9 protein-coding genes are annotated in these 11,270 nt (G+C 68.7%); 1 reads left to right on the forward strand and 8 read right to left on the reverse strand.

Annotated features, from left to right (window positions below):
- Positions 1-65 precede the first annotated feature (65 nt).
- Positions 66-1,190, forward strand: coding sequence for a PA0069 family radical SAM protein (locus ACG04Q_RS14740; RefSeq protein WP_394511684.1), 1,125 nt, complete (start codon positions 66-68; stop codon positions 1,188-1,190).
- A gap of 25 nt (positions 1,191-1,215) precedes the next feature.
- Here ACG04Q_RS14740 and ACG04Q_RS14745 read toward each other — a convergent pair whose 3' ends face one another.
- The 8 genes from ACG04Q_RS14745 to ACG04Q_RS14780 all read right to left on the reverse strand — a co-directional run bounded on the left by ACG04Q_RS14745 (position 1,216) and on the right by ACG04Q_RS14780 (position 11,214).
- A complete protein-coding gene (locus tag ACG04Q_RS14745) occupies positions 1,216-2,892 on the reverse strand; it encodes a phosphoethanolamine transferase (protein WP_394511685.1) in 1,677 nt (558 codons plus the stop codon).
- 70 nt (positions 2,893-2,962) lie between these two features.
- Entirely contained in the window at positions 2,963-4,609 is a 1,647-nt protein-coding gene (locus ACG04Q_RS14750) for a response regulator (protein ID WP_394511686.1), read from the reverse strand.
- A 252-nt stretch (positions 4,610-4,861) separates the two neighbouring features.
- Positions 4,862-6,013 carry a molecular chaperone DnaJ gene (dnaJ, locus tag ACG04Q_RS14755; RefSeq protein WP_394511687.1) on the reverse strand — a complete coding sequence of 384 codons (1,152 nt, stop codon included), beginning with the start codon at positions 6,011-6,013 and terminating at the stop codon, positions 4,862-4,864.
- 67 nt (positions 6,014-6,080) lie between these two features.
- Positions 6,081-8,084: a molecular chaperone DnaK gene (gene dnaK / locus ACG04Q_RS14760; RefSeq protein WP_394511740.1), complete on the reverse strand. Its 2,004-nt coding sequence runs from the start codon at positions 8,082-8,084 to the stop codon at positions 6,081-6,083.
- A gap of 36 nt (positions 8,085-8,120) precedes the next feature.
- Positions 8,121-8,645 carry a nucleotide exchange factor GrpE gene (gene grpE / locus ACG04Q_RS14765; protein ID WP_394511688.1) on the reverse strand — a complete coding sequence of 175 codons (525 nt, stop codon included), beginning with the start codon at positions 8,643-8,645 and terminating at the stop codon, positions 8,121-8,123.
- An 80-nt stretch (positions 8,646-8,725) separates the two neighbouring features.
- Complete coding sequence (locus tag ACG04Q_RS14770; RefSeq protein WP_394511689.1) at positions 8,726-9,148, reverse strand: RNA-binding S4 domain-containing protein; 423 nt, start codon at positions 9,146-9,148, stop codon at positions 8,726-8,728.
- Positions 9,145-10,242: a ferrochelatase gene (hemH, locus tag ACG04Q_RS14775; RefSeq protein ID WP_394511690.1), complete on the reverse strand. Its 1,098-nt coding sequence runs from the start codon at positions 10,240-10,242 to the stop codon at positions 9,145-9,147. The genes ACG04Q_RS14770 and hemH overlap by 4 nt, the downstream gene beginning before the upstream one ends.
- Positions 10,243-10,245: 3 nt before the next feature.
- Positions 10,246-11,214 carry an adenylate/guanylate cyclase domain-containing protein gene (locus ACG04Q_RS14780; RefSeq protein WP_394511691.1) on the reverse strand — a complete coding sequence of 323 codons (969 nt, stop codon included), beginning with the start codon at positions 11,212-11,214 and terminating at the stop codon, positions 10,246-10,248.
- Between the last annotated feature and the right edge of the window lie 56 nt (positions 11,215-11,270).

Consider the following 11,270-nt stretch of genomic DNA (forward strand, 5'->3'; position numbering starts at 1 on the left):
GCTCAGTCTAGGGTGTGGTCGACGGGAGGGCGCGCTGCAGACCAAAAGCTGTATATATTTACAGCATGCCGCCCGCACCCATTCGCATCGCCGCCGCGCAACCGGCCCTGGTTGCCGCCGAGTCCATCAAGGGCCGCGGCACGGCCACGGCCATGCCGCACCGCTTCGAGCAGCGCGAGCGCGAGCAGTACGACGACGGCTGGGGCTCGCTGGACCAGGACGCCGCCGAGGAACACCTGCCGCCGGCCACGCAGGTCATCGAGGAGATGGTCAGGAAGATCGTCACCAGCAACCAGTCGCCCGACATCTCGTTCGACTACTCCATCAACCCCTACCGCGGCTGCGAGCATGGCTGCGTCTACTGTTTTGCCCGCCCCACGCACAGCTACCTGAACCTGTCGCCGGGGCTGGACTTCGAGACCCGCATCGTGGCCAAGGTCAACGCCGCCGAGCGGCTGCGCGAGACGCTGGCCGGGGCGCGCTACGAGCCCAGGTCGCTGGTGCTGGGCACCGCGACGGATGCCTACCAGCCGGTGGAGCGCCGGCTGGGCATCACGCGGCGCATCGTCGAGGTGCTGGCCGAGACCGGGCACCCGTTCTCCGTCGTCACGAAGAGCAGCGGCATCGAGCGCGATCTCGACCTCATCGCGCCGATGGCGGCGCAGGGGCTGGTGTCGGCCTACCTGTCGGTGACGACGCTGGACAACGACCTCGCCCGCATCCTGGAGCCGCGTGCGGCCGCGCCGGCGCGGCGGCTGCGCACGATCAAGGCGTTGGCGGACGCGGGCGTGCCGGTAGGCGTCAGCGTGTCGCCCATCATCCCGTTCATCAACGAGCCGGAGCTGGAGCGCATCCTGGCCGCCGCCGCCGCGGCCGGCGCCAGCAGTGCCTTCAGCATCCCGGTGCGGCTGCCGTGGGAGGTGAACCCGCTGTTCCAGGACTGGCTGCAGCGCCACTTCCCCGACCGCGCCGACCGCGTGATGGCCCGCATCCGCGACATGCGCGGCGGCAAGGACAACGACGCGCGTTTCGGCACCCGCTTCACCGGCGAAGGCATCTGGGCCGAGCTGCTGCGCGCGCGGCTGCGGCGGGCGGCCGCCAAGCTGGGCCTGCGCACCGAGCGCCGGCCGGTGCAGCTGGCGCTGTTCACGCCGCCGCGCAAGCCGTCGGCGCAGGGGGATCTGTTCTAGGCCGCCTGTCGGCCGCCGGGCCGGCTCAGCGCCGGCAGGCCGCCAGCAGGTCCCACTCGGCCTTGTAGACGTCTGCCCGCGCGCCCACCCAGCCCATCGTCGTGTGGAACAGGTTGTCGTGCGACGCCGGCTTGTCGCGCAGCGCGGCCAGGCAGCCGGGCTTCAGCGACGCGGCCAGCGCGCCGCCTTCGGGCACCCACATGATCATGGGCACGTGCGTCTGCTCTTTCGGGGCCATCGCGTACGGCATGCCGTGCAGGTACAGGCCGTTCTCGCCCAGCGATTCGCCGTGGTCCGACACGTACAGCATGCCGGTGTCGAAGCGGTCCTGCTGTGTCTGCAGCCACGCGATGGAGCGGGCCAGCAGGCGGTCGGTGGTCAGCAGCGTGTTGTCGTAGCCGTTGACGACCTGCTGGCGCTCGCAGTCCTGCAGCTGGTTGCTCTTGCACTCGGGCAGGAAGCGCTTGAGCTCGTCCGGCGAGCGCTTGAAGTAGGCCGGGCCGTGGCTGCCCATCTGGTGCATGACGAGCACCAGCCCGCGCTTCACGCGCTCCGGGTCCAGCGCGGCGATGCGCTTGTCGAGCTCGTGCAGCAGCGCCTCGTCGAAGCATTCCGCGCCTTCCAGTTCGTCCTTGTGGCACAGGCTGGCCGGCAGCGGCGCGGCGCCGTCGGGCAGCTTGGACGTGAAGCTGTTCGGCACGCGGTCGCACAGGCCCTTGCAGCCGCTCTGGTTGTCCAGCCACAGCACGGCCAGGCCGGCGCGCTGCAGCACGTCCAGCAGGTTTTCCTGCGGCTTGTCGGCGTCGAAGCCGGCCCGGCCCTGCGGCGCGAACATGCAGGGCAGGGAGGCGGCCGTGGCGGTGCCGCAGGAGCTGACGTCGCGCAGGCTGACGACCGGCAACTTGGACAGCTCCGGGTTGGTCGGCCGTGCATAGCCGTTGAGGCTGAAGTTCATCGCCCGCGCCGTCTCGCCGACGACCAGCAGCAGCAGCGGCGGCTTGGCGCCTTCGGCGCGCGGCAACAGGCGTGCATCGGCGCCGATGACCACCGGCGGGCCCTTGGGGCCGGACAGGCTGCGCACGCCCACCATGCTGACCGAGTAGACGGCGTTCAGCGGCGTGACCATGTAGCGGATGGACTTGTGGTTGCGCATTGTCGACGACAGCGTCGCGAACACGCTCAGCGCCAGCAGCACCATGGCGACGAGGCCCAGGCCGAAGGCGGCGAGGTTGCCGCCCAGCCGCTTCGCCGCCGACTGCGCCGGCGCCTTGGGGCGGCGCAGCAGCCACCAGGCCGGCAGCGCGCCCAGCAGCAGCAGGCTGGCAAACAGCTTCCAGCTCAGCAGGTCGCGCGTCTCGCGCACGTCGGTCTGCAGCATGTTCACGACCATCGTCGGGTCGAACACGATGCCGTAGCTGCCGATGAAATAGGCCAGCGCGCCGGCGCTCAGCAGCAGCACGGCCAGCACGCCCTTGATGAGCCGCGGCCAGGCCAGCAGGCTCAGCACGGCGCCGGTGGCGGCCGTGACCATGCCGGCGAACACCAGCGTGAAGCCGACGCCGATGCCCGGCAGCGTCTGCAGCTGCTTCCACAGCGGCCAGTTGGCGAGCAGCCCCATCCATAGCGCGGCCAGCCAGGCCTGGGTCAGGGGGCGGGTCGTGTCGGGTCGAAACCAGGCCAGCAGGCGCTTGAGGAAGATCATGACGGTGGGAGAGGCGAGGGCGGGCGCATTCTGCCGCCACTGCGGCCCGCAGCCTGTCCGCTGGCTGGATTCAGGCCGCCACAGGTGCCGCTGCACCCGTGCGCAGCGCGACGCCGCCGGTCGCACGCGCCGCCTTGGCCACGCCGCCGCCCATGGGCTTCACGAAGCGGCCGTGCAGCACGTCGATCTGCTCGGCCAGCACGCTGGCATCCTCGATCTTCTCGGCATGGCGCTTGAGCACCAGCCCGGCCATGTCGATGAGCTTGGCGTTGCGCGTCAGCTCACCCTGCTGGATGAGCAACTCGACGGCCAGCTTGGCGCTGCCGCGCAGCGAATGGCGCATGGCCGTCTCGGCGACGCTGAAGACCTGCTGGTGGCAGTCGCGGAACTGCTCGGCCGCACCGATGTGGCCCTCGGTCATCGCGACGAGGATCTCGGTGCTGGCCTTGGCGGAACAGAAGCGCGTGCCCAGGCTGCGCAGGATGGGCATCATCTCCTCCAGCTCCACCTCCTGGCTGGACAGGCGTATCCACAGCGCTGTCAGCAGCGACGCGGCCTCCAGGTCGAAGTTGCCCGCGTCGGCGTGCTCGGTGAACTCGCGCGCCACCACCAGTGCCTGGCCCACGCGGCGCTCGAGCAGGAAGGACAGGCCGCGGAACACGAGCTCGAAGCGCTGCAGCCGGAGGGAGCCCGGCGCCCGCTCCAGCGCGGCCGCCAGTGCGTCGTGCGCGTACTTGAAGCCTTTGAAGTCCTTGTTGTCGAAGCGCATCAGACCGATGAGGACGACGCTGAGCATGTCGAACAGCTTGGAGCGCAGCCCCTGCGACATGGCGCGCTCCAGCATGCGCAGCGCCTCGGCGCGCTGGCCCGCATAGAACCCCAGAGACCCGCAGCGCTGCAGCCGCAGCAGGCAGCCGGGCGTCAGCGTGGCGGCGATCTGGTAGGTCTTGAGCGCCTCCTGCAGGTCGCCCTGTTCCATCTGCACATGGCCCATCAGGTCGTGCGAGTCGGCGTAGTCGGGCAGTTCGCCGATGAGGTTCTCCAGCGTGCGGCGGGCCTTCTGCAGGTTGCCGCCAGCCACCTCGGTGCGGGCCACGCCCAGCCGCGCCCAAGGCACGGTCTTGGCGGCGATGATGGCTTCGTACAGCGCCCGGGCGTCGTCGAAGCGCTTGAGCCGCAGCAGCAGCTCCGCTCCGATGCGCGCGGCGTAGAGCCAGTACTTGCCTTTGGCCTCGAAGCGCGCCAGGCACAGGTTGGCGGCGGTCTCGAAGTCCTCGCTTTCGATGGCTTCGAAGATGTCCTTCAGGATGCGCTTGCGCTGGCGCGCGCTCGCCAGCCGCTCGGCGAGGTTGGCGCTGGTGTAGGGTTTGATGAGGTAGGCGTCCAGTGCCGCCTCGGCCGCTTCGGCCACCTTGGCGTACGTGGCCTCGCTGGTCACCATGACAAAGACGGTGGAGTAGGGCAGCAGGCCCTCGCGGCGCAGTTCGTCCAGCAGGTCCTGGCCCGATGTGTCGCTCGCATCGAAGTGGTAGTCGCACAGCACGATGTCGTAGGTCTGGTGCTCCAGCATCACGCGCGCGTCTTTCACGCGCGGCGTCTGGCGCACGGTGCCCACGCCCAGGTCGCGCAACTGGGCAGACATCAGGCTGCGCGAGTTGGCGTTGCTGTCGATGATCAGCGCTGACGCGGCCTGGATGGTGTCGTCCATCAGGAACATGCGTGCTCCCACCCCGGCGCGGGGCCGTGGACTCTGATCGGGAAACAGGCGGGCAGCGTCACTTATGAGTCATCGGTATGACAGTCCATGGACTTTAGGTTTTCCCCAGCGAGAAGGGAGCGGTGGTAAACGCGCGGTGTCGCTGCATTTCGTGACATCCGACGCGAGCCCCTCCGTGGTGGTGACGGTACCGAGCATGAAAAAAGCCGCGGCCTCCTGGCGGAGTGCCGCGGCTGATCGGTCCGAGAGGGCTTACTTGAACAAGTCCTTGACGCGATCGGTCCAGGTCTTGGCGTTGGGCGAGTGCTTCTCGCCGCCCTTCTTCAGCGATTCGTCCAGCTCCTTGAGCAGCTTCTTCTGGTGCTCGGTGAGCTTGACGGGCGTCTCGACCGCGATGTGGCAGTACAGGTCGCCGGGGTAGCTGGAGCGCACGCCCTTGATGCCCTTGCCGCGCAGCCGGAAGGTCTTGCCGTGCTGCGTGCCCTCGGGCAGCTCGATCTCCGCCTTGCCACCCAGCGTCGGCACTTCGATGGTGCCGCCCAGCGCGGCCGTGATCATCGACACCGGCATCGTGCAGTGCAGGTCGTCGCCGTCGCGCTCGAAGATGTCGTGCTGCTTGATGCGGATCTCGATGTAGAGATCGCCCGCCGGGCCGCCGTTCACACCGGGCTCGCCATTGCCCGCCGAGCGGATGCGCATGCCTTCGTTGATGCCGGCCGGGATCTTGACCTCCAGCGTCTTCTGCTTCTTGACCTTGCCCTGGCCGTTGCAGGCCGTGCAGGGGTCGGGAATGATCTTCCCGCTGCCGTGGCAGTGCGGGCAGGTCTGCTGGATGCTGAAGAAGCCCTGGCGCATGTGCACCGTGCCCGAGCCGCCACATGACCCGCAGCTCTTGGCGCTGGTGCCGGGTTTGGCGCCCGTGCCGCCGCAGGTCTCGCAGCCCTCCCAGCTGGGGATGCGGATCTGCGTTTCCTTGCCGCGCGCGGCCTCCTCCAGCGTGATCTCCATCGCGTAGCTGAGGTCGCTGCCGCGGTAGACCTGCTGGCCACCGCCGCCCCGACGACCGCCACCCTGGCCGCCGAAGATGTCGCCGAAGATGTCGCCAAAGGCCTCGGCAAAGCCACCGAAGCCCTCCGCGCCCGGGCCGCCGCGGCCGGCGCCCATGTTGGGGTCCACGCCGGCGTGGCCGTACTGGTCATAGGCCGCGCGCTTCTGCGCATCGGACAGCATCTCATAGGCCTCCTTGGCCTCCTTGAACTGCTCCTCGGCCTTCTTCGCCCCGTCGCCCTGGTTGCGGTCGGGGTGGTACTTCATGGCCAGCTTGCGGTAGGCCTTCTTGATGTCCTCCTCGGTCGCGTTTTTCGCGAGGCCGAGGACTTCGTAGTAATCGCGCTTGGAAGCCATGCTCGTCTCTTAAAGCAGCAAAGGCCCGGAGGCGTGGGGACGCGTCCGGGCCGCGGTCATCAAAGGATTACTTGCCGTCCTTGACTTCCTTGAACTCGGCATCCACGACGTTGTCGTCGGCCGGGCGCTTGGGCTCGCCTTGCGGGGCGGCCTGCGGCTGTTCGGCAGCGCCGGCGCCGGCGGCACCCGCGGCCGCCTGCGCGGCCTGCTGGTCGGCGTAGATCTTCTCGCCCAGCTTCTGGCTGGCCGTCATCAGCGCTTCGGTCTTGGACTCGATGGCCGCCTGGTCGTCGCCCTTGATGGCTTCTTCCAGGTCCTTGGCGGCAGCCTCGATGGCGTCCTTCTCGGCCGCTTCCAGCTTGTCGCCGTGCTCGGCCACGGACTTGCGCACGCTGTGCACCAGGCCGTCGGCCTGGTTGCGGGCCTGCACCAGCTCGACCTTCTTCTTGTCCTCGGCCGCGTTGGCTTCGGCGTCCTTCACCATCTTCTCGATCTCGGCTTCGGACAGGCCCGAGTTCGCCTTGATGGTGATCTTGTTTTCCTTGCCGGTGCCCTTGTCCTTGGCGCCGACGTGCAGGATGCCGTTGGCGTCGATGTCGAAGCTCACCTCGATCTGGGGCACGCCGCGCGGTGCCGGCGGGATGCCTTCGAGGTTGAACTCGCCCAGCGACTTGTTGGCCTGGGCCAGCTCGCGCTCGCCCTGGTAGACCTTGATGGTCACGGCCGGCTGGTTGTCGTCAGCCGTGGAGAACGTCTGCGAGAACTTCGTCGGGATGGTCGTGTTCTTCTTGATCATCTTCGTCATCACGCCGCCCAGGGTCTCGATGCCCAGGCTCAGCGGGGTGACGTCCAGCAGCAGCACGTCCTTGCGCTCACCGCCCAGGACCTGGCCCTGGATGGCGGCACCGACGGCCACGGCCTCGTCGGGGTTGACGTCCTTGCGCGGCTCCTTGCCGAAGAACTCCTTGACCTTCTCCTGCACCTTGGGCATGCGGGTCATGCCGCCGACCAGGATGACGTCATCGATGTCCGACACCGACACGCCGGCATCCTTGATGGCGATGCGGCAGGGGGCGATGGTGCGCTCGATGAGCTCGTCCACCAGCGACTCCAGCTTGGCGCGGGTCAGCTTGACGTTCAGGTGCTTGGGGCCCGAGGCGTCGGCCGTGATGTAGGGCAGGTTGACGTCGGTCTGCGACGAGTTCGACAGCTCGATCTTGGCCTTCTCGGCGGCTTCCTTCAGGCGCTGCAGGGCCAGCACGTCCTTGGTCAGGTCGACGCCCTGTTCCTTCTTGAACTCGGTGACGATGTAGTCGATGACGCGCTGGTCGAAGTCCTCGCCGCCCAGGAAGGTATCGCCGTTGGTCGACAACACCTCGAACTGCTTCTCGCCGTCCACGTCGGCGATCTCGATGATGGACACGTCGAACGTGCCGCCACCCAGGTCATACACGGCGATCTTGCGGTCGCCCTTGCCGTGCTTGTCCAGGCCGAAGGCCAGGGCCGCGGCGGTGGGCTCGTTGATGATGCGCTTGACGTCCAGGCCGGCGATGCGGCCGGCGTCCTTGGTGGCCTGACGCTGGGCGTCGTTGAAGTAGGCCGGCACCGTGATGACGGCCTCGGTCACTTCCTCGCCGAGGTAGTCCTCGGCCGTCTTCTTCATCTTGCGCAGCACTTCGGCGCTGACCTGCGGGGGCGCGAACTTCTTGCCGCGCACTTCCACCCAGGCGTCGCCGTTGTCGGCGGCGGCGATGGTGTAGGGCATCAGGTCGATGTCCTTCTGCACTTCCTTCTCGGTGAATTTGCGGCCGATCAGGCGCTTCACTGCGTACAGCGTGTTCTTCGGATTGGTCACCGACTGGCGCTTGGCCGAGGCACCGACGAGGATCTCGCCGTCTTCCTGGTAGGCAATGATGGACGGCGTGGTGCGGGCGCCTTCGGCGTTCTCGATCACGCGCGTCGTGTTGCCTTCCATGACCGCGACGCACGAGTTGGTGGTGCCGAGGTCAATGCCGATGATCTTTCCCATGGGATGCTCCTGAGGATTTGGTGATGTGTTCGAGTTGTGGATAACTTGCGCCGTTTCAAGGGAACGGCTGCATGTGTATTACTTCGGTGCGGCAACCGTCACGAGCGCGGGGCGCAGCACGCGGTCGGCGATCAGGAAGCCCTTTTGCAGCACGGTGACCACCGTGTTGGCGTCCTGCGTGGGGGCCGGCACCACCGAGATGGCCTGGTGCTGGTGCGGGTCGAACTTGCTGCCCTGGCCCGGGTTGATCTCGACGACGCGGTTGCGCTCCAGCGCGCTGGACAGCTGCCGGCGCGTGGCGTGCACGCCTTCCAGCACCGTCTCGACGCTGGCGTTGGGTGTGGCGATGGCGCCTTCCAGGCTGTCCATCACCGGCAGCATCGCCTCGGCGAAGGCCTCGACGGCGAACTTGCGCGCCTTGGCGATGTCTTCATCGGCCCGGCGGCGCACGTTCTCGGCCTCGGCCTTGGCACGCAGATACGCGTCGCTCATCTCGGCCAGGCGGCCTTCGAGCTCGGCGATCTTGATCTCGGGGTTCAGTTCGGCGGCCGTGGGCTCGGGGGCGCCAGCGGCGTCTTCGGGCAGGGAGGTGTCGGTAGTCATGGCAGAAAAAGGGGCAACCGCGACGACATGGGGCGCGATGCCCTGGTTTCAAGAGGGGAATTGGCGGCGAATTATCCGGGTCAACCCGGATCCTCATCGTCCAGCGATGCGGACCAGCGGTCCCAGTCCGCCAGCCGGCGGCGGTCCTGCTTGGTGGGCCGGCCTTGCTCGATGGTGGCGGCCGGCTCCGGCGCGAGGCGGCGCGCCTCCGCTGCGGCCTCGCGGGCGAGGATGCTGGCCGGGGTCTCGGCGTAGAGCGCCTGGGCCTGCGGCGCCGGACCGCGCTGGTTGGACAGGCCCTTGACCTCCACCTCGCGCGCCACGGCCCCGATGCGGATGCTCAGCACATCCCCCACCTTCACGTCACGTGCCGGCTTCACCGGCTGCCCGCCCACACGCACGCGGCCCAGGTTGATCTCGTCCACGGCCAGCGCTCGGGTCTTGTAGAAGCGGGCGGCCCAGAGCCATTTGTCCAGGCGCATGCCGGCCGGTGCATTGCTCATTCAGGCGCCCCGGCCGCCAGTGCGCGCTCGCGCTGCAGGGCCAGCGTGTCGGGGTGGGGGGCCTCCAGCGGCCAGCCCTGCAGATGGCGCTCGGCCAGCCTGGCCAGGGCCCGCATGCCGGCCGGGTGGTCATTCAGGCAGGGGATGTAGCCGAAGCGCTGCCCGCCCGCATGCAGGAAGGCCTCGCGCGCCTCCTGGGCGATCTCCTCCAGCGTCTCCAGGCAGTCGGCCGCGAAGCCGGGGCAGATGACGTCCACGCTCTTCGTGCCGCCCTGAGCCAGCTTGACGAGGCAGGGCTCGGTGTAGGGCTCCAGCCACTTGGCCTTGCCGAAGCGGCTCTGGAACGTGACCAGCCACTCGCCAGCCTGCAGGCCCAGTGCCTCGGCCAGCAGGCGGCCGGTCTTCAGGCACTCGCAGTGGTAGGGGTCGCCCAGGTGCAGCGTGCGCTCGGGCATGCCGTGGAAACTCATCACCAGCTTCTCGGCGCGGCCGTCGCGCTGCCAATGCTCGCGCACGGTCTGGGCCAGCGCGGCGATGTAGGCCGGGTCGTCGTGGTAGCGGTTGATGAAGCGCAGCTCAGGCACATGGCGGGTCTGCAGCGCCCAGCGCGCCACATCGTCGATGACGCTGGCTGTCGTGGCGCCCGAGTACTGCGGATAGGCGGGCAGCACCAGCACGCGGCGCACGCCGTCGCGCTTGAGCGCGTCCAGCGTCGTGGCGATGGCGGGTTGGCCGTAGCGCATCGCATAGGCCACGCGCACGCGCAGACCGCGCTCGCCCAGCTGGCCCTGCAGCAGTTTGGCCTGCTTTTCCGTCCACACCTTGAGCGGCGAGCCCTCGGGCATCCAGACGGTGGCGTACTTGGCGGCCGACTTGGCCGGCCGCACGCGCAGGATGATGCCGTGCAGTATCAGCGCCCAGACCAGCTTGGGGATCTCCACGACGCGCGGGTCGGCCAGGAACTGCGCTAGGTAGCGGCGCAGCGCCGGCGCATCGGGGGCGTCGGGCGTGCCGAGGTTGCAGAGCAGCACGGCCACCTCAGGGCCAGCGGGTGCGGCGCCGTGGCGCCGCGGCGGTTCGGGAAGAAAAGGCATGCGTCAGCGCCTTGAGCGCGGGCCGCCAAAGGCCTGCGGCTCCGTGTCGGCAAAGTGAAGCACCTCGAAGCGCACGACGGGCGACTGCTCGTCGGTGGGCAGCCCGCCCAGCCCGATGACGCCACTGCCGTGAAGCGTGCAGCTGCCGCGCTTGAGGCTGAGCAGTTCGCCCGAGTCGCCGAAGCGCACGTAGGTGCCGTTGTAGGACAGGTCGGTCAGCTCGAAGCTGCTGCCCTGCCAGTCGATGCGGGCGTGCGAGCGGGACACGCGGGCGTCGGTGATGCAGTAGGTGGCTTGCACGCTGCGGCCCAGCACGATGGGCATGGCGCCGATGTCGAAGACGCGGTCCAGGTCGTGCCAGATGAGGCGCATGCCGTCCGGCTCCACCGAACGCATCGGCTCGCCGAACTGCGTGGCCGTGTCGTCGGCGCTGAGCAGCGGCGCGGCGTCCAGGCGATAGACGTGCACGGGTTCGATGCGGCCGCGCACCGAGATGCGGTCCAGGCTGCGGAAGCGCCCCTTGGAGGCGTGGTGCAGGCCAGCCAGCACCTCGGCCGTGATGAGGATCTCGCCGTCGCCGGCGTGGTCGATGAGCCGGGCCGCCACGTTGACCGCGTCGCCGAAGCAGTCGCCGTTCAACTCCACCACCTCGCCGCGTGCCAGCGCCACCTGCAGACGCAGCGCCAGCATGGCGGGGTTGTTGAGCCGGCGTGCGCGCTGCACGGTCTTTTCCAGCATCTCTTGCATGCGCTGCGCTGCGCGGACGCCGTCGCGCGGCGTCTCGAACGCGGCCATCAGGCCGTCGCCCAGCGTCTTGATGAGGTGGCCGCCACTCTCCAGCACGGCCTCACTGACCTGGCTCACCGTCTGCGTGACCAGGCCGCTGGCCTCGGCATTGCCGAGGGACTCATAGAGCCCGGTGCTGCCGCGGAGGTCGGCAAAGAGGACGGTGCGCTCGCGGATCGCGGTCATGTCGAAAGTTTATAGGCGCAAAAAAGGCCGGCGGACCGGCCTTTGTTGCTACCCCG

Origin of the sequence: Pelomonas lactea, from assembly GCF_043555885.1 — a bacterium.
Lineage (GTDB): Bacteria > Pseudomonadota > Gammaproteobacteria > Burkholderiales > Burkholderiaceae_C > Pelomonas > Pelomonas lactea.

Bases quoted from the DNA above. Each gene is read 5' to 3' on its own strand.
- grpE (WP_394511688.1), bottom strand. From the start codon at position 8,645: ATGACTACCGACACCTCCCTGCCCGAAGACGCCGCTGGCGCCCCCGAG.
- dnaJ (WP_394511687.1), bottom strand. From the start codon at position 6,013: ATGGCTTCCAAGCGCGATTACTACGAAGTCCTCGGCCTCGCGAAAAAC.
- ACG04Q_RS14780 (WP_394511691.1), bottom strand. From the start codon at position 11,214: ATGACCGCGATCCGCGAGCGCACCGTCCTCTTTGCCGACCTCCGCGGC.
- hemH (WP_394511690.1), bottom strand. From the start codon at position 10,242: ATGCCTTTTCTTCCCGAACCGCCGCGGCGCCACGGCGCCGCACCCGCT.
- ACG04Q_RS14770 (WP_394511689.1), bottom strand. From the start codon at position 9,148: ATGAGCAATGCACCGGCCGGCATGCGCCTGGACAAATGGCTCTGGGCC.
- ACG04Q_RS14750 (WP_394511686.1), bottom strand. From the start codon at position 4,609: ATGTTCCTGATGGACGACACCATCCAGGCCGCGTCAGCGCTGATCATC.
- ACG04Q_RS14740 (WP_394511684.1), top strand. From the start codon at position 66: ATGCCGCCCGCACCCATTCGCATCGCCGCCGCGCAACCGGCCCTGGTT.
- ACG04Q_RS14745 (WP_394511685.1), bottom strand. From the start codon at position 2,892: ATGATCTTCCTCAAGCGCCTGCTGGCCTGGTTTCGACCCGACACGACC.